Annotated in this window: 21 protein-coding genes; 5 read left to right on the forward strand and 16 right to left on the reverse strand. The window is 67.4% G+C overall.

What is annotated here, in order from left to right; all coding sequences use genetic code 11:
* Positions 1-66 precede the first annotated feature (66 nt).
* Positions 67-1,731, reverse strand: a complete 1,665-nt coding sequence (locus AC1KAT_RS03450; protein ID WP_480322801.1) for a DEAD/DEAH box helicase — start codon at positions 1,729-1,731, stop codon at positions 67-69.
* Between the two features lie 378 nt (positions 1,732-2,109).
* Positions 2,110-2,685, reverse strand: coding sequence for an oligoribonuclease (gene orn, locus AC1KAT_RS03455; RefSeq protein ID WP_480322803.1), 576 nt, complete (start codon positions 2,683-2,685; stop codon positions 2,110-2,112).
* A 56-nt stretch (positions 2,686-2,741) separates the two neighbouring features.
* Between orn and AC1KAT_RS03460 the strand changes: the two genes are divergently transcribed.
* The 3 genes from AC1KAT_RS03460 to rsgA are packed head-to-tail and all read left to right on the forward strand — an operon-like array spanning position 2,742 to position 5,316.
* Entirely contained in the window at positions 2,742-4,010 is a 1,269-nt protein-coding gene (locus tag AC1KAT_RS03460) for a M48 family metallopeptidase (RefSeq protein ID WP_480322805.1), read from the forward strand.
* Position 4,011: 1 nt separating this feature from the next.
* A complete protein-coding gene (locus AC1KAT_RS03465) occupies positions 4,012-4,356 on the forward strand; it encodes a 4a-hydroxytetrahydrobiopterin dehydratase (protein WP_480322807.1) in 345 nt (114 codons plus the stop codon).
* Positions 4,357-4,398: 42 nt separating this feature from the next.
* A complete protein-coding gene (gene rsgA / locus AC1KAT_RS03470) occupies positions 4,399-5,316 on the forward strand; it encodes a ribosome small subunit-dependent GTPase A (RefSeq protein WP_480322809.1) in 918 nt (305 codons plus the stop codon).
* Between the two features lie 22 nt (positions 5,317-5,338).
* Here the strand turns inward: rsgA and AC1KAT_RS03475 are convergent, their stop codons facing one another.
* From AC1KAT_RS03475 to rpsP, 6 genes are all read right to left on the reverse strand, one after another.
* Positions 5,339-6,328, reverse strand: a complete 990-nt coding sequence (locus AC1KAT_RS03475) for a CobD/CbiB family protein (protein ID WP_480322811.1) — start codon at positions 6,326-6,328, stop codon at positions 5,339-5,341.
* A 56-nt stretch (positions 6,329-6,384) separates the two neighbouring features.
* Positions 6,385-7,074: a CoA pyrophosphatase gene (locus tag AC1KAT_RS03480; protein WP_480322813.1), complete on the reverse strand. Its 690-nt coding sequence runs from the start codon at positions 7,072-7,074 to the stop codon at positions 6,385-6,387.
* Positions 7,075-7,175: 101 nt separating this feature from the next.
* A complete protein-coding gene (gene rplS / locus AC1KAT_RS03485) occupies positions 7,176-7,529 on the reverse strand; it encodes a 50S ribosomal protein L19 (protein WP_480322815.1) in 354 nt (117 codons plus the stop codon).
* Between the two features lie 133 nt (positions 7,530-7,662).
* The gene (gene trmD / locus AC1KAT_RS03490; protein WP_480322817.1) at positions 7,663-8,418 is read right to left on the reverse strand and encodes a tRNA (guanosine(37)-N1)-methyltransferase TrmD; all 756 of its coding nucleotides are present in this window, start codon (positions 8,416-8,418) and stop codon (positions 7,663-7,665) included.
* 13 nt (positions 8,419-8,431) lie between these two features.
* The gene (rimM, locus tag AC1KAT_RS03495) at positions 8,432-9,028 is read right to left on the reverse strand and encodes a ribosome maturation factor RimM (protein ID WP_480322819.1); all 597 of its coding nucleotides are present in this window, start codon (positions 9,026-9,028) and stop codon (positions 8,432-8,434) included.
* A 9-nt stretch (positions 9,029-9,037) separates the two neighbouring features.
* On the reverse strand, positions 9,038-9,301 hold the full coding sequence (gene rpsP, locus AC1KAT_RS03500; RefSeq protein ID WP_480322821.1) for a 30S ribosomal protein S16: 264 nt from the start codon (positions 9,299-9,301) through the stop codon (positions 9,038-9,040).
* A 219-nt stretch (positions 9,302-9,520) separates the two neighbouring features.
* On the opposite strand from rpsP, the gene AC1KAT_RS03505 reads away from it, so the two are divergent.
* Positions 9,521-10,057 (forward strand): N-acetyltransferase family protein, encoded by a 537-nt coding sequence (locus AC1KAT_RS03505; RefSeq protein ID WP_480322823.1) that lies wholly within the window; start codon positions 9,521-9,523, stop codon positions 10,055-10,057.
* On the forward strand, positions 10,054-10,494 hold the full coding sequence (locus tag AC1KAT_RS03510) for a TM2 domain-containing protein (protein WP_480322825.1): 441 nt from the start codon (positions 10,054-10,056) through the stop codon (positions 10,492-10,494). Before AC1KAT_RS03505 ends, AC1KAT_RS03510 begins: the two co-directional genes overlap by 4 nt.
* A gap of 15 nt (positions 10,495-10,509) precedes the next feature.
* Here the strand turns inward: AC1KAT_RS03510 and AC1KAT_RS03515 are convergent, their stop codons facing one another.
* From AC1KAT_RS03515 to AC1KAT_RS03550, 8 genes are all read right to left on the reverse strand, one after another.
* The gene (locus AC1KAT_RS03515; protein WP_480322827.1) at positions 10,510-11,523 is read right to left on the reverse strand and encodes an inorganic phosphate transporter; all 1,014 of its coding nucleotides are present in this window, start codon (positions 11,521-11,523) and stop codon (positions 10,510-10,512) included.
* An 18-nt stretch (positions 11,524-11,541) separates the two neighbouring features.
* Positions 11,542-12,189, reverse strand: coding sequence for a DUF47 domain-containing protein (locus AC1KAT_RS03520; RefSeq protein WP_480322829.1), 648 nt, complete (start codon positions 12,187-12,189; stop codon positions 11,542-11,544).
* 107 nt (positions 12,190-12,296) lie between these two features.
* Positions 12,297-12,962 (reverse strand): deoxynucleoside kinase, encoded by a 666-nt coding sequence (locus AC1KAT_RS03525; RefSeq protein ID WP_480322831.1) that lies wholly within the window; start codon positions 12,960-12,962, stop codon positions 12,297-12,299.
* Between the two features lie 5 nt (positions 12,963-12,967).
* Complete coding sequence (locus AC1KAT_RS03530; protein ID WP_480322833.1) at positions 12,968-13,321, reverse strand: DMT family protein; 354 nt, start codon at positions 13,319-13,321, stop codon at positions 12,968-12,970.
* Positions 13,318-13,818 carry a 2-amino-4-hydroxy-6-hydroxymethyldihydropteridine diphosphokinase gene (gene folK / locus AC1KAT_RS03535; protein ID WP_480324295.1) on the reverse strand — a complete coding sequence of 167 codons (501 nt, stop codon included), beginning with the start codon at positions 13,816-13,818 and terminating at the stop codon, positions 13,318-13,320. The genes AC1KAT_RS03530 and folK overlap by 4 nt, the downstream gene beginning before the upstream one ends.
* Positions 13,814-14,992: a serine hydrolase domain-containing protein gene (locus tag AC1KAT_RS03540; protein WP_480322835.1), complete on the reverse strand. Its 1,179-nt coding sequence runs from the start codon at positions 14,990-14,992 to the stop codon at positions 13,814-13,816. Before AC1KAT_RS03540 ends, folK begins: the two co-directional genes overlap by 5 nt.
* A 63-nt stretch (positions 14,993-15,055) precedes the next feature.
* Positions 15,056-16,597, reverse strand: a complete 1,542-nt coding sequence (pcnB, locus tag AC1KAT_RS03545; RefSeq protein ID WP_480322837.1) for a polynucleotide adenylyltransferase PcnB — start codon at positions 16,595-16,597, stop codon at positions 15,056-15,058.
* On the reverse strand, positions 16,597-17,271 hold the full coding sequence (locus AC1KAT_RS03550; protein WP_480322839.1) for an HAD family hydrolase: 675 nt from the start codon (positions 17,269-17,271) through the stop codon (positions 16,597-16,599). The genes pcnB and AC1KAT_RS03550 overlap by 1 nt, the downstream gene beginning before the upstream one ends.
* Positions 17,272-17,283 lie beyond the last annotated feature (12 nt).

Genomic DNA, 17,283 nt, shown 5'->3' on the forward strand with positions numbered 1-17,283 from the left:
GGCCCTTTGTCTTGGTGGGCCACGCCTTTCGGCGTCGGCCCTCATGGTCGATTCAACCGCCGCCGTTCAGCGGTTGTTGAAACCACCCTGGCGCGGGCGCTGCGGCTTGTTGCCGAAGCCGGCCTTGCCAGCGCCGGGGCCACCTGCCGGCTTGCGCGGGGCGAAGCCGCCACGGTCGGCCGGTGCACGGTCGAAGGCATGGCGGGGGGCGTCATCGCGGCCATGCGGCGTGAAGGCGTTGTCACGACGGCCTTCGTCGCCTTGGCGCTCGAAGGGCGCGCGCTCACGCGGGGCAAAGCCGCCGGCATTGCGCGGTGCGAATCCCTCGCCGCCACGCGGAGCAAAGCCCTCGTTGCGCGGCGCAAAGCCTTCGTTGCGGGGCGCGAAACCCTCACCGCCACGGGGCGCAAAGCCTTCCCCACCACGGGGTGCGAACTTGTTGCCGAACGGCTTGCCGCCGCCGAACCCGCCCTTGTGTCCACCCGGACGGCCCGCGCCGAAAGGTTTGCCGCCGCCGTGGCCGCCGAACTTGCCTTCCGGACGCGCCGGGAACATGCGCGGGGCCGGCGATTGCGGCTCCAGGCCGTCGATGGTCGCCACCGGGATGTCTTGCGTCGTGAAGTGCTGGATGCGGCGGATCATCGACACGTCCATGCGCTCGGCCAGCGTCACTGCCAGGCCATTGCGACCGGCACGGCCGGTGCGGCCGATGCGGTGCACATAGTCCTCCGCCTTCATCGGCAGGCCGTAGTTGATGACGTGGCTGATGGTCGGCACGTCGATGCCGCGTGCAGCCACATCGGTGGCCACCAGCACTTGCAGCTGCTTGCTGCGCAGGCCTTGCAGCACGCGGGTGCGGCGACCTTGCGGCATGCCGCCGTGCAGCGAGGCAACCTTGTGGCCCATGTCGGCCAGGCGGTCGGCGAGCCAGTCGGCGTCGCGCTGGGTGCTGGTGAACACCACCGCTTGCTCCATCTCTTTGCCGGTCAGGATGCTGTCGAGCAGCGCGTCCTTGTGCGCCTTGTTGTCGGCCCAGTGCAGGCGCTGCTCGATGTTTTCGTGCGTGTCGGTGTGCGACGCGACTTCGATGCGCTCCGGGTTGTTCAGCAAGTCCTGCGCGAGGCGACCGACGTGGCCGGCGAAGGTCGCGCTGTACATCACCGTTTGGCGGCCTTGCGGCAGCGCTTCGGCGATGTGGCGGATGTCGTCGATGAAGCCCATGTCGAGCATGCGGTCGGCTTCGTCGAGCACCAGCATTTCGACGTTCTCGAGAATGGCCTTGCCCGATTGCATGTGGTCCATCAGGCGGCCGGGGGTCGCGATCAGGATGTCGAGCGGGCCGCGCAGCGCCTTCAACTGGGCGCCGTAAGGCACGCCGCCGACGACGGTGGTGACGCGCAGGCCTTGCACGTGGCGGCCGTACACGGTGGCGGCTTTGTCGACCTGCATCGCGAGTTCACGCGTCGGGGCCAGCACCAGGATGCGCGGACCGTAGACGACGCCCTTTTCGCGGCGCTTGGTGTTGTCGCCCCGGGCGTTGAGGATGCGTTGCAGCGCGGGCAGCACGAACGAAGCGGTCTTGCCGCTGCCGGTGCTCGACGCGACCATCAGGTCACGGCCTTCGATGGCCGGTGGAATGGCGCGCGACTGCACGTCGGTGGGGGTGGTGTAACCAGAATCGGTCACGGCTTGCAGGATGGCTTGTTGCAAGCCCAGGGTGTCGAAACTCATCGTCGTCTTTCTTCGGGAACATGGCACCCGCCGGCCAAAAGGCCAAGCGCGAGCGCCGGCAGGCAAAGGGCCTGCAATCAGTCGCTGGGGAGAAGGTCCGAACCCCCACCGGCAGTGCACGAGGCGGTGCGCCGGAGAACGGGTTTCTTGGGAACAGTCAAAGCGACGGCATCGCCGCCAACCATTCCCGGGGAGGGTTCGAACAGGCCGCGCAGCAGAACAGCTGCGGGAAGACTCGATGAGGTCAGAGGGGATGAACGAAAACGCCAGGGCTTGAAGATCGCTCTTGCAGATCAGGCAAGCCCGGCGAAGCCCTCGATTCTATGCGCGCCGGGGGTTTCCCGCAAGCATCGCAAGGCTATTGATGGAACGGCCCGCTCAGAGTGCGAGGAAATGCTCGCGGTAGTAGGCCAGTTCGTCGATCGACTCATGGATGTCGGCCAGCGCGGTGTGCGCCTGGGCCTTCTTGAAGCCCCCGAGGATGCCGGGCTTCCAGCGCTTGGCCAATTCCTTCAGCGTGCTCACATCGAGGTTGCGGTAGTGGAAGAAGGCTTCCAGCTTGGGCATGTAGTTGGCGAGGAAGCGGCGGTCCTGGCAGATGCTGTTGCCGCACATCGGCGAGGTGTTCTTGGGAACGTACTGCTTCAAGAACTCGATCACCTGCGCTTCGGCGGCAGCCTCGTCGAAGGCGGACGCCATCACGCGGTCGATCAGGCCGCTCTTGCCGTGGGTGCCCTTGTTCCAGTTGTCCATCGCGTCGAGCGTGGCGTCGCTCTGGTGGATGGCGAACACCGGGCCTTCGACACGCTGCGTGAGCGTCGGGTCGGTCACCACCACGGCGATTTCGATGATGCGGTCGGTGTTGGGGTACAGGCCGGTCATCTCCAGGTCGATCCAGATCAGGTTCTGGTCGCTGCTGGCGAGCGGGGTCGCGGGGGTGGCTGCTTCGGTCATGTCGGCTTCTCCTTGAGGGGCGGCATTTTGGCAGGGCACGCCTACACTTGTCGCCCATGCAATCGTCCACCCTGACCCTGGTGTTTGCCGCGGCGCTCGTTGCCTCGGTGCTCGTGAAGTTCTGGCTCGCCACGCGCCAGATGCGCCACGTGGCCGCACACCGCCACCAAGTGCCTGCGGCCTTCGCCGCCACGACCACGCTCGAAGCGCACCAGAAGGCCGCCGACTACACGCTCGCCAAGGGGCGCTTCGGCCTGCTGAGCCTGGCCGTGGGTGCGGCCGTGCTGCTGGGCTGGACGCTGCTCGGCGGCCTCGACACGCTCAACGGCGCACTGCTCGAAACCATCGAGCCGCGCTTCGGGGCGATGGCCTACCAGCTCGCCCTGCTGGCGGCCTTCACGGCCATCAATGGCGCGATCGACCTGCCCTTCGAGCTGTACAGCACCTTCCGACTCGAAGAGCGCTTCGGCTTCAACCGCATGACCTGGAAGCTCTACCTCGCCGACCTGCTCAAGGGCCTCGTGGTCGGCAGCCTGATCGGCCTGCCGCTGGCCGCGCTGATCCTGTGGATCATGGGCGCCACCGGCTCGCTGTGGTGGCTGTGGGCCTGGGGCACGTGGATGGGCTTCAACCTCTTGCTGCTGGTGATCTACCCGACGGTCATCGCGCCGCTGTTCAACAAGTTCCAGCCGCTGCCGGACGAGTCGCTCAAGGCGCGCGTGCAGGCGCTGATGGCGCGCTGCGGGTTCAAGGCCAAGGGCCTGTTCGTGATGGACGGCAGCAAGCGCTCGGCCCACGCCAACGCCTACTTCACCGGCCTGGGCGCCGCCAAGCGCGTGGTGTTCTTCGACACGCTGCTCAACAAGCTGACCCCGGGTGAGGTCGAGGCCGTGCTCGCGCACGAGCTGGGCCACTTCAAGCACAAGCACGTGCTCAAGCGCATCGTCGCGATGTTCGCCATGAGCCTCGCCGGCCTGGCGTTGCTGGGCTGGCTGTCGGCCCAGGTGTGGTTCTACACGGGCCTCGGCGTGCGGCCGTCGTTCGAGGCGCCCAACGATGCGCTGGCGCTGCTGCTCTTCATGCTGGCGGTGCCGGTGTTCAGCTTCTTCGTGTCGCCGCTGTTTGCGCAGCTGTCGCGCAAGCATGAGTTCCAGGCCGATGCCTACGCCTGCGCGCAGGCCGATGGCCGCGACCTCGCCAGCGCCCTGCTCAAGCTGCACGAAGACAACGCGTCCACACTGACACCCGACCCGGTGTACGTGCGCTTCTACTATTCGCACCCGCCGGCGTCCGAGCGGCTGGCGGCCCTGCGATTGGCGAGCTGACATGAACGACCTGCTGAACCGCCATTGCCAACCTGTGAGCGGCGCCCCGATGGTCGACGCCGACGTCCAGGCCCACCTGTCGCAGGCGCCCGGCTGGTCGCTGGTGAACGGGGCCATCGAAAAGACCTACGAGTTCAAGAACTTCCACCGCACCATGGCCTTTGTGAATGCCCTCGCCTGGATCGCCCACGCCGAAGACCACCACCCCGACCTCGCGGTGAGCTACGCGCGCTGCGTGGTGCGTTTCAACACGCACTCGGTCGGCGGCTTGTCGATCAACGACTTCATCTGCGCGGCCAAGGTCGATGCGCTGATGCCTGTCACGGATTCGTCGCTTGCGGGTTGATCGCGTGAGCGCGCCGCGCGTCCGCGCGCACAGGGGCGCCCGATGAGCCGCGACGCCCTCGACAAGAACGCGCTCGACATCGGTCTGGTCGTCACCGGCTACGGCCGGCACTACATCGTCGAGTCGCCCGAAGGCCAGCGCATCGTGTGCCACCCGCGCGGCAAGAAGAGCGACTGCGTGGTCGGTGACCGCGTGCGCTGGCAGTCCACCGGCGACGAAGGCGTGATCGAACAGGTCGAGCCGCGCCGCAACCTGCTGTTTCGGCAAGACGAATGGAAGACCAAGTCCTTCGCCGCCAACCTCGACCAGCTGCTGGTGCTAGTGGCCGCCGAACCGGTCTTCAGCGAATCGCAACTCGCCCGCGCGATGATCGCCGCCGAAAGCGCCGGCATTCCGGCGCGCATCGTGCTCAACAAGACCGACCTGCCGCAGATCGACGCCGCGCGCGAACGGCTCAAGCCCTACGCCGCGATGGGCTACGAGGTGATCGAGGTCGCCTTGAAGCGCGACCCCGAAGGCTCGCGCGCCAAGCTGGGCCCGCTGCTCGAAGGCAAGGCCACGCTGGTGCTGGGCCCCAGCGGCACCGGCAAGAGCACGCTGATCAACCTGCTGGCCCCCGACGCGCGTGCGCAGGTGGGCGAAGTCTCGCAAGCGCTCAACTCGGGTCGCCACACCACGACGACGACGCAGTGGTACTGGCTCGATGCCGAGCGCAAGACAGCGTTGCTCGATTCACCCGGCTTCCAAGAATTCGGCCTGCGCCAGCTCGGCGCCCAGGCCCTGCACGGCTTCATGCCCGACCTGCGGGAGGCGGCCACGCATTGCCGCTTCTACAACTGCACCCACCTGCACGAACCCGGCTGCGGCGTGCGAGCGGCGGTCGAGGCCGGGGCGATCACCGAGTCGCGCTACCGCATCTACGGCGAAATTCACCAAGAGCTGACGCAGACGCGCTGGTGACCCGCGCGCGGTCGGCGTGCGATCAACCCGTCAAGTTGGCGAGCGACAGCAAGGCCAGCAGCAGCATCCACAGCACGACCGAGCGCCACACCAGGCCGACGATGCTGCGCAAGTGATGCAGCTCAGGCACGGCGCCGGGCGTCGAGCCTTCGGCGCCGGTGGTTTCATCGGCCAAGCCAGCGTCGAAGGTCTTCGACCGGTCCGGCGTCACGCCGGGGGCGGCGTGTCCCCCGAGCTGCACGCCCACCGCACCGGCCGCCGCCGCGAGGATGATCCCTTCGTTGGCGTGCTTCCACAGCCCGGCGTCGCGCCGCCAGCAGGTCACCGCCTCTTCGAAGTTGCCGACCACCGCGAAGCCGAAGGCCGTCAGCCGCGCCGGCAGGTGGTCGATCAGGCTGAACAGGCGCTGCGACAGCGCCAGCAGGCGCTCGTTCACCGGCACGCCGATGGTCCGGCTCTTGAAGGCCCAGTAGCGACTCGCCAGCTCGGCCATGCGGTACAGCACCGCGCCGGCCGGCCCCAGGCCCAGCATTGACAGCACGATGAACCAGAAGAAAACGCCGAACACGTGCCGGTGCGCCGCCAGCAGCGAATGCTCGACCACGTGGCGCAGCAGTTCGGTGCGCGGCAGCTCGCTCGCATCCAAATGCCGCCACTCGGCCAACATCGCGCGTGCGGTGGTTTCGTCGCCGCGCTCCAGCGCGTCGCGGATGTCGGTGAAGTAGTGGCTGAACTGGCGAAAGCCCATCGTCAGGTACAGCACGGCCACGTCCCAGGCGAGGGCCAGCATCAGGCTGAACTGCGCGATGACGAGATAAATGGCCACCACCAGCAGTGCCGGCACCAGCGTGGTGATGCACCAGACGATCCACGCATGGTGGTCGCGGCCCGCATCGAAGTTGCGACCGGCCCAGCGCATCCAACCGGTCAAGCCCTCGTGCACCCAGTTGCGGCGCGGCAGGGGCTTCAACTGCTCCACCAGCAGCGCGAACAGGACGGCGAAAAAGCTCATGGGCGGGGATGATAGCGGCGGCCTATCGCGCGAGACCCGCGCCCAGGCCCGGCGTTTCAAGCAGAGAAGAAGCGATACAGGTTGCGCAGCATCGCCGCGGTGGCGCCCCAGACGAAATAGCGGCGCGGCTGGCCTTGCGCGTCCGCCCCCATCCACGGCATCGACAGGAACTGGCGCTTCACGTTGCCCGGGGCGTCGAAGGCGTGCCAACGGTGGTTGGCCGGGTTCATCAGGAAGGGCAAGGGCACCTCGAACACATCGGCCACCTCGAAGGCGTCGAGCGCCAGGCTGAAGCCGGGTTCGACCAGCGCGACGACCGGCGTCACGACGAAGGCCGTGCCGGTGGTGTAGGTCGGCAGCGATCCCAACACATCGATGTGCTGGCGGGCCAGGCCGATCTCTTCGTGCGCTTCACGCAGGGCGGTGTCGATCGCGCTGTGGTCGCTCGGCTCGGCCCGTCCGCCCGGAAAGCTGATCTGCCCGGGGTGGTCGTGGAGGTGCGCGGTGCGCTGGGTCAGCAGCACGGTCAAATGATCCCCGCGCTGCACCAGCGGCACCAGCACCGAGGCCGCCGAGGGTGCGCGGTCGATGAAGCGTGGCTCGACCGCGATCTCGGGTGACCACACCGGTGGCGTCACGAAACGCGCGCGCACCGCGGAGGCGCTCAACGCCTCGTGCGCCACGGCCGGCAGGTGGTCGTCCACCTTCAGCGTCGGCAGTTCTTCGGGATCGAATTGCAGGGCCATGCGCAAAGGTGCAAGCGGGGGTCAGGAACGAAAAAGCCGCCTCGTGAGGCGGCTTCGTGACGGGCGAGGCGCTGCATGCAGCCGCCCCGCGAAAAGCAGCCTCAGGCGAGCTTTTCTTTGATCCGAGCCGACTTGCCCGAGCGCTGGCGCAGGTAGTACAGCTTGGCGCGGCGCACATCGCCACGGCGCTTGACTTCGACGCTGGCGATCAGCGGGCTGTAGGTCTGGAACGTGCGTTCGACACCTTCGCCGCTGGAGATCTTGCGCACGATGAAGCTGGAGTTCAGGCCGCGGTTGCGCTTGGCAATCACAACGCCTTCGTAGGCCTGCACGCGCTTGCGGGTGCCTTCGACGACGTTCACGTTCACGATGACGGTGTCACCGGGGGCGAACGCAGGGATGGTCTTGTTGAGGCGAGCAATTTCTTCTTGCTCGAGGGTCTGGATCAGGTCCATGGTTTCTCCTGGGATCGTGCCAACGCTTGGTTGATGGAAGGTGGCCCTTGCTCCCGGAGGATGGCGCAGGCACGGCTTGGCAGAGGATCGAAAAGCCCGCGAGTATACCGCAGGCCTTGCGCCCCGTCGGTGATCAGAGGCCGAGACTTGCGAGGTACTTCTCGTCCGCCTTGCTCAAGCCACCCTGGGCGCGCAGCGTGTCGATCATCTCGGGTCGGCGGCGGGCGGTGAGTTCGAGCGATCGCTCACGCCGCCAGCGGGCGATGTCGGCGTGGTGGCCCGACAGCAGCACCGGCGGCACCGGCAACTCGCCTTCGGGCGTTTGCAGCCGTTCGGGGCGGCTGTAGTGCGGGCAATCCAGCAGGCCATCAGAGAAGCTGTCCTGCTCGTGCGACTGGGCATCGCCCAACACACCCGGTTGCAGACGCGCCACCGCGTCGAGCAAGGCGAGCGCCGGCAGTTCGCCACCCGACAGCACGAAGTCGCCCAGGCTCAACTCGACATCCACATGGCGGTCGATGAAACGCTGGTCGATGCCCTCGTAGCGGCCACACAGCAAGACGGCGCCGGGCCCGTGCGCGAACGAGCGCACGACGGTCTGGTCGATGCGCCGGCCGGTGGGGGTGAAGTGCACCACCGGCGCCGCGTCGGTGCGCGAGGCGCGGATGGCGGCCAGCGCACGCTCCAGCGGTTCGACCAGCATCACCATGCCGGGGCCGCCGCCGTAGGGGCGGTCGTCCACCCGGCGGTAGGCGTCGTCGGCGTAGTCGCGCAGCGGCCAGAGCTTCACGTCCACCGAGCCGCCCGCCTCGAAGGCACGGCGCGTCACGCCTTGCGTGAGGTGCGGCGAGAACAGGTCCGGAAACAGCGTGACGACGTCGAAGCGCATGCCCAGTCGCGACTCAGAAATCGAGACCCCAGTCGGCGGTGATGCGCTTGTCGGCCAGGCTCACGTCGTCGATGTAGGCCGACACGAAGGGGATCAGCCGCTCGGCGTCTTCCTTGGCGCCAGGCTCGGGCTGCACGCGCAGCACGCTGTGCGGACCGGTGTCGATCAGGCCGACCACGGTGCCGAGCACCTGCCCTTCGCGGTTAACAACCGACAGGCCGATCAGATCGACCCAGTAGAACTCATCGGGGTCGGCGGTCGGGAAACTCGACCGCCCGATGAAGATGCGCGCACCGCGCAGTGCCTCGGCGGCGTTGCGGTCGTCGTGCTCTTGCGCCTTGGCCACGACCCCGTCACCGTGCTCTTTGGCCTCGGTGATCTTCAGCAGCGTGGGAAAGGCATTCGACGCGCCGGGGCGCTTCACGGCGCCGGCGGTCGGCTCGGGCGGCTGGATGAACCAGCGCTTCGAGGAAAACAGGGCTTGCGGGTCGGAGGCGAAAGGCTGGACTTTGAACCAGCCTTTCACGCCCCACGCATCGAGGATGCGTCCGACCTCGATCGCATCCTCAGGCCAAGCCGGGTCTTGCCCGGCGAGCGGGGATGCGGTCACGGCTTGGCTTTAGGCCGCAGCCGCGGGGGTGGCAGCCTTGGCTTGCGACACCAGGCGGGCCACCGTCGGCGACATCTGGGCGCCGTTGCCGGTCCAGAAATCGACGCGGTCGAAGGCGACGCGCAGGGGCTGCTCGGCACCGGCAGCCACGGGGTTGTAGAAGCCAACACGCTCGATGAAGCGGCCATCGCGGCGGTTGCGCGAGTCGCTGACGACGATGTTGTAGAAGGGACGCTTCTTGGCGCCGCCGCGTGCGAGTCGGATCACGACCATGGGGATTCCTTGAATCTGAAACTAGGTCTACACCGCACCAGGAGACACCGCAGGGCGCGTAGATCGAAATGCCCGGGTGGGTCATCAAAACCGACCACGCCCGTGCGGACCTCGGCGTCGTAGATACGCCGTTCAACCACGCCGCCAAAGCCGCGCAGCGAACAGCCGTCGCCGAAAACCCTCCATTATAAACTCTTGCGCTTGGCTTTCAGCAGCTCAATGCACGAACTTCTCATCCGCGCCAGTGCGCAAACCGACCTACCGGCCCTCACGGCCCTCTACGGCTGGCATGTGCGCAACGGCACCGGCACCTTCGAGCTGGAGCCCCCGGACGAGGCCGAGATGACGCACCGCTGGCGTGACGTCACCGACAAGGGCCTGCCCTGGCTGGTGGCCGAGCGCGACGGCGTGTTGGCGGGTTTTGCTTACGCGAACCACTTCCGGCCGCGCCGCGCCTACCGCTTCTGCCTCGAAGACTCGATCTACATCGCCCCCGAACAGCGCGGCCAGGGCATCGGCCGGCGCTTGCTCACCGAGCTGATCAAACAGAGCGAAGCGTTGGGGGCCCGGCAAATGCTGGCGGTGATCGGCGATGCGGCGAACGCGGCCTCGATCGCCGTGCACGCGGCGCAAGGCTTCGAACACACGGGCGTGCTGAAGGCCGCCGGCTGGAAGAACGACGACTGGCGCGACGTGGTCATCATGCAACGCGCCCTGGGCGACGGTGACCGCAGCGCCCCCGAGGAATCCGAATGAACGGCTACAAGTCGAAGACCCTCGTCACCTGGATCGCGCTGATCGGCGGCGCGCTGGGGCTGCACCGCTTCTACCTGCACGGCCTGCGCGACGTGTGGGGCTGGCTGTGGCCGGTGCCGACGGCGGTCGGTCTTTATGGCCTCGAGCGGATGCAGACGCTCGGGCAGGACGACGTGCTGGCCTGGGTGCTGATTCCGTTTCTCGGCTTCTCGCTGTCGGCGGCGATGCTGTCGGCGATCGTCTACGGGCTGATGCCCGACGAGCAGTGGAACGCGCGCTTCAACCCGAATGGCCCCGAGCACCGCACCGGCTGGTTCACGGTGATCGGCGTGGTGATCTCGCTGCTGATCGGCGCGGGCATTCTCATGTCCACCATCGCTTTCAGCGGCCAGCGCTACTTCGAGTGGCAGATGCTCAAGCAGCAGCAGGCTGCTTGAGCCACCCACTGCGCATCACGGGAAGAGCGTGAAGCTCGCCCAGTAGAAGATCGCGGCGACGAAGGCCGAGGCGGGGATCGTGAAGATCCAGGCCCAGACGATGTTGCCCGCGAGGCCCCATCGCACGGCCGAGGCGCGGCGCACCGAGCCCACACCGACGATGGCGCCGGTGATGGTGTGCGTGGTGGACACCGGGATGCCCAGCGCCGTGGCCAGGAAGAGCGTCATCGCCCCACCGGTTTCGGCGCAGAAGCCGCCAACCGGCTTGAGCTTGGTGATCTTCTGGCCCATGGTCTTCACGATGCGCCAGCCGCCGAACATGGTGCCCGCGCCGATGGCGAGGTAGCAGGTCCAGACCACCCAGGACGGCGGCGCCTTGTCGGCGGCCGCGGTGTAGCCGGTGGCGATCAGCAGCATCCAGATGATGCCGATGGTCTTTTGCGCGTCATTGCCGCCGTGGCCCAGGCTGTAGAGGCCGGCCGAGACCAGCTGCAGGCGCCGGAACCAGTTGTCGACACGGATCGGCGACGTGCGCCGGCACACCCAGGCCACCACCACCATCAGCAGCGAGCCGAGCAGAAAGCCCAGCGTCGGCGACACGAAGATGAAGGCAACGACCTTCAGCACCCCGGCGCCCACCAGGCCCGAAACGCCGGTCTTGGCGATCACCGCGCCGCAGATGCCGCCGATCAGCGCATGCGACGAACTCGACGGGATGCCGTACCACCAGGTGATGACGTTCCAGGTGATGGCGCCGATCAAGGCACCGAAGACCACGTGGTGGTCCACGATGCCGGGCATCACGATGCCCTTGCCGATGGTGGCTGCGACGTTGAGTTGGAAGACCAGGATGGCGATGACGTTGAAGAACGCGGCGAACAGCACCGCCTGCTGTGGCTTCAACACCCCGGTGGACACGACGGTGGCGATGGAATTCGCGGCGTCGTGGAAGCCGTTCATGAAGTCGAACAGCAAGGCCAGCACCACCAAGAGCGCGACCACCCAGAAGGCGACCTGGATCGATTGCATCGAGAGGCCCGCCTTCGATCAGGAGTTTTCGAGGACGATGCCCTCGATCAGGTTGGCGACGTCCTCGCAGCGGTCGGAGATGGATTCGAGCTGCTCGTAGATGGCCTTGAGCTTGATCAGCTCGCGCACGTCGTTCTCTTCGCGGAACAGCTTCGACATGGCCGCGCGCATCACGCGGTCGGCGTCGGATTCGAGCTTGTCGATTTCTTCGCAGGTCTTGACGGCCGCTTCGGCGGCGTCGTGGCGGCTCAGCTGGTTGAGCAGCGAGACGGCATGCTGCACGCGCTCGCAGCACTTGGCGCTCAGGTCGCCCAGGCGCAGCACCTCGTCGGTGACGGCACGCACGTCGTAGAGCTGCATGGTTTCGGTGGCGTCTTGCAGCAGATCGACGATGTCGTCCATCGCGTTGATCAGGCCGTGGATCTGTTCACGGTCGATGGGCGTGATGAAGGTCTTGTGCAGCAGGCGGTTGACTTCGGCGGTGACCTTGTCGGCGGCGCGCTCGGCCACGTCCACTTCCATGCCGTACTTTTCACGCAGCTCAACGTTCGAGTAGTTCTCGATCATCAGCATGAACGCGCGGGCCCCCTGAACAATGAACGCGGCGTGCTGGTTGAAAAGCTCGAAAAAATTGCCCTCGCGGGGCAGCAGCTTGCCGAAAAACATCAGCGGGTCTCCGGGAGTTGGGCGGCAGGGGCCAGCGCGTCTGACATGCGCCGTCGCCGATTTGTCACAAAACGCGGGAGTGTATCCGCCCGCATGGCCCGAAAGGCTCAGGTCAGGCGCGGTTCAGCGGGTTGGCCGAGCAACAAGCGCGGGCCTTCGAAGCCCGCCATGCGGTCGAGCAGCCGGTTGAAGTCGGCCGGGCGCTCGACGGGGTTGAAGTGCTCGGTGTCGACCACGATGAGCGGTGAGGCGTCGTAGGTCTGAAAGAACGCCGCATAGCCGTCAATCAGGCGCTGCAGGTAGGCGTCGTCGATGCGCTGCTCCATCGGGATGGCGCGGCGGCGGATGCGCTGGCGCAGCGTCGCGGGCGGGGCCTGCAGCCAGAGCACGAGGTCGGGCTGCGGCACCTGCGGGGCGAGTTGCGCGTACATCTGGCCGTACAGGCGGTATTCCTCGTCGCTCAGGTTCATGCGCGCGAAAAGCGCGTCTTTGGCGAACATGAAGTCGCTGACGATGGGCGCGTCGAACATGCCCGGCTGCGCCAGCGCCCTCACCTGCTTGACGCGCTGGAACAGAAAGAACACCTGCGTCTGGAAGGCATAGCCGGGCGCGTCGGCATAGAAGCGTTCGAGGTACGGGTTCTCTTCGGCCTGCTCCATCAGCAACTCGGCACCGAGATGGGCGCCGAGCTTGCGCGCCAGCGTGCTCTTGCCCACGCCGATCGGGCCTTCGATGGCGATGTGGCGAAAGCGTCGCAGCTCGGGCGCGTCCATCGGCGTCAGCTTCTGAAGATGAAGTACACCGCACCAACCAGGCACAGGCCGGCCCAGACGAAGTCGAGCTTGAAGGGCTGGTGCATGTAGAGCATGGCAAACGGCACGAAGACCAGCAGGGTGATGACCTCTTGCGTGATCTTCAGCTGCGCGAGCGACATGCCGCCGGCATAGCCGATGCGGTTGGCCGGCACCTGGAACAGGTACTCGAACAGCGCGATGCCCCAGCTCACCAGCGCGGCCACGTACCAGGCCTTGCCCGACAGGCCCTTCAGGTGGCCGTACCAGGCGAAGGTCATGAAGACGTTGCTGGCGGTCAGCAGCAACACCGTCTGCAGGGGGGCGGGCAGGCTGGTCATGGGTTCAGTTTATCGACGCGCTGTTGGCCGACCTGCGCCAGCAGGTTGTGCACCGCCCCGAGGCCGGGCACCTCGGCGCCTGGCGCCAACTCGGCCAGCGGCACCAGCACGAAGGCGCGCTCGTGCATGCGCGGGTGCGGCACGGTGAGCTCGGGCGTGGCGAGGCGCTCATCGCCGAAGAGAAGCAAATCCAGGTCCAGCGTGCGGGGGGCGTTGCGGTAGGGGCGCTGGCGGCCGTGGGCCAGTTCGAGGGCCTGCAGGGCGCGCAGCAAGGCGTGCGGCGCCAGCGTGGTGCGCAGCTCGGCGACGGCGTTGAGGTAGTCGTCGCCACCCGCATCGATGGGTGCCGTGCGGTACAGCGCCGAGGCGCGCAGCAGCTGCGTGCCCGGCAGGCCCGCCATCGCGTGCAGCGCCGCGTCGAGCGCCGCGCGCGCGTCACCCAGGTTGGCCCCGAGGCCGACGTAGGCGAGCACCGGGGCGGCCGTCACGGCATCAATCGACCAGCGCGGCGTACACCAGCTCGCGGAACAGCGAGCGGTAGTAGTCGCGCCGGCCGGGCTGCTGGATCAGCAACTGCGCGTGCAGTTGCTCTTTCGGGTCGATGAAGAACGAGGTGCCGGCCAGGCCGGCCCAGTAGTACATGCCTTGCGAACCGGCGCCGGGCACCACGCCGTCCTGCAGGCGCACGGCGAAACCCAGGCCGAAGCCGTGGCCGCGGCCCAGCAGGTCGCCTGCAACCTTGAGGCCGCCGAGGTGGTCGCTGGTCATCAGGCGCACGGTCTTGGGGCCGAGGATGCGCACGTCGCCCCGGGCGCCCCCGGCGAGCAGCATGTCCATGAAGCGTGCGTAGTCGGCGGCCGTGGACACGAGGCCCGCGCCGCCCATTTCTTGCGGAAAGGGCGTGCGCACGTCGAACACGCTGATGGGCACGCCGGTGTCGGGGTCGATGGCGTAGGGCTCGGCGATGCGGTGGTGCTGGCTCTCGGGCACGAAGAAGGCCGTCTCGGCCATGCCCAGCGGCTCGAAGATGGCGGCTTTCAGGTGCGCGCCGAGCGTCTCGCCTGTCAGCACCTCGATCAGGCGGCCCAACACGTCGGTCGCGTGGCTGTAGGCCCAGGTCGAACCGGGCTTGTGGATCAGCGGCAGCTCGGCCAGCTTCTGCACGAACTCGGCGTTGCTGCGGCCGCGCGCGAACATCTGCGCGTCGGCGTACTGCTGGTGCACGCCGCCCACACCCATGAAGTGGTACGTGAAGCCCGCCGTGTGACGCAGCAGGTCGTGCACGGTGATCGGTCGCTTCACGGGTGTGAGCGTGCCGTCGTCGCCCAGCAGTTGCAGCTCGGCGAGCTCGGGGATGTACGCGCCGATGGGGTTGGTCAGCAGCAGGCGGCCCTGCTCGACCAGTTGCATGACCGCCACCGACACGACCGGCTTGGTCATCGAGTAGATGCGAAAGAGCGAGTCTTTCTGCATCGGCGCGTCGCGCGTCGGGTCGAGCTTGCCGAAGGCCTGGTGGTAGACCAGTTGGCCGCGCCGCGAGATGGTGGCCACCGCGCCAGGCAGCTTCTCGCGCGCGATCTCGGCATTGAGCACCGATTCGAGCCCCCGCAGGCGCTCGGGACTGATGCCGACGGACTCGGGCGCGGCGGTGGCGAAGTCGGTGACGCTCATGAAAGCCTTCTTGACGATCGACGCGAGGCGGGCGGCCCCGCCACCGCGGGGCGGGGCTTCAGTTCACTCGTCTGCGCCGCTGCTCGGGGCCGCAGTGCCCGACGATTCAGCCGCCGACGAGCCCGGCGCCTTGCGGCGGCGGCGGCGCTTCTTCTTCGCCGGGTCGAGGGCCGGCACCGGCTCGCCCGAGGCCACGGCCTGCGTGCGGCGTGCGTGGTCTTCGCCGCGCGCTTCGTTCACGAGCTTGGTGCGCCCGTGTTCGTCGGCCAGCGAGAAGGCTTCCCACCAGCGTGCGAGGTGGTCGTCGATCTCGCCGGCGTCGGCGCGCAGGCGCAGGAAGTCGAAGCCCGCACGGAAGCGCGGCTGCTCGATCAGGCTGTAGGGGCTGTTGCCGGTGCGGCGCTCGAAGCGCGGCTGCATCAGCCAGATGTCGCGCATGTCGGTGCCCAGCTTGCCGCGGCCCGAGATGTCGCCGATGCGGGCGTCGAACACCGAGTCGATGGCCTGCTGCAGCGCCGGGAACGGGGCCTCGCCCGACTTCTTGAGGCGCTGCCAGCCATCGAGCACGTCGTGCCAAAGCATGCAGGCGAGCATGAAGCTCGGCGCCACGGGCTTGTCTTCCGACACGCGGCGGTCGGTGTCGGCCAGGGCCATGTCCACGAACTTCTTGCGCGCCGGGTGCTTGGCCGATTGTTCGAGCACCACGTCGAGGATCGGGAAGATGCCGTGCTTGTCGCCCACCAGGCCCTGCTTCTTCAGCTCTTCGATGCTCGCCAGCGAATGGCCGGTCTGCAGCAGCTTGATCATCTCGTCGAAGAGGCGCGAGGCCGGCACGCTTTCGAGCAGCGCGGCCATCTCTTGGATCGGTGCACGCGTCTTGGGCTCGATGGCAAAGCCGAGCTTGGCCGCGAAGCGCACCGCCCGCACGATGCGCACCGGGTCCTCGCGGTAGCGCGTAGCCGGGTCACCGATCATGCGCAGCACCTTCTTCTTCGCGTCCTTGATGCCGCCGTGGTAGTCGACCACGATCTGCTTGACCGGGTCGTAGTACATCGCGTTGACCGTGAAGTCGCGGCGCGCGGCGTCTTCGATCTGCGGGCCCCAGACGTTGTCGCGCAGCACGCGACCGGCGGCGTCCACCACGTGGGTCTTGCCGGCGAGCTCGCTCTTCGAGGTCTTCTCGTTGCCGGTGACCTGCTCGGCGGCCGCCGCGTCCATCATGGCGCGGAAGGTCGAGACCTCGATCACCTCGTGCTCGCGCCCCCGACCGAACACCACGTGCACGATGCGAAAGCGCCGGCCGATGATGAAGGCGCGCCGGAACAGGGCCTTGACCTGCTCGGGCGTGGCGTTGGTGGCCACGTCGAAGTCTTTCGGGCGCAGGCCCAGCAGCAGGTCGCGCACGGCGCCGCCAACGATGTAGGTCTCGTAGCCGGCGTCGCTGAGCGTCTTGACGACACGGATGGCGTTGTCGTCGACGAGCGTGAGGTCGATGCCGTGTTCGGACACCGGCACTTCGACGCGCTTGCCCTTGGGCACCGCGCCCTTGGCAGCCGGGGTGCCGGCCGACTTGCCGAGCAGCTTGTCTATGAACTTCTTGATCATCAGGCGAAGAGATGAAGAATGCGCCAGCCCCGCGCGCGTGCAATCGTTTCGAGCGATGCGGATGGATTGGTCGCCACCGGGTCGGTTGCCCGTTCCAGCAGCGGCAGGTCGTTCACCGAGTCGCTGTAGACGCTGACGCGCTCGAAGTCTTCGATCTGGTGGCCCAGCGTGGCCAGCCACTCGTCGGTGCGCAGCGTCTTGCCCTCGCGGAACGAGGGCGTGCCCTCGATCCGGCCGGTGATGGTACCCGCCGGGGTCTTCTCCAGGCGAACCGCCAGCAGGTGATCGACCCCGAAGGCCCGGCCGATCGGCCCGGTGATGAACTCGTTGGTGGCCGTGATGATGGCCACCAGGTCGCCCTGGTCCTGGTGTTTCTTGACCAGGTCGAGCGCCGGGGCCTGCAGCGCCGGGCGGATGGTGTCCGCCATGAAACGCTCGTGCGCCGCCGCCATCTCGGCCGCCGGCCGGTCGCGCCAGGGGCGTGTCGCGTATTCGATGTACTCGTGGATGTCGAGCGTGCCGTTCTGGTACTGCGCGTAGAAGGCGTCGTTCTGCCGGCCGAACTCGACCGGGTCGGCCCAGCCCTGCTTCAGCACGAACTCGCCCCAGGCGTGGTCGGAGTCGATCGGGAGCAGCGTGTGGTCCAGGTCGAAGAGGCAGAGGTTCTTGCTCATGCGCCCTCCTCC

It is taken from the genome of Piscinibacter sp. PDB5-1, from assembly GCF_056676035.1.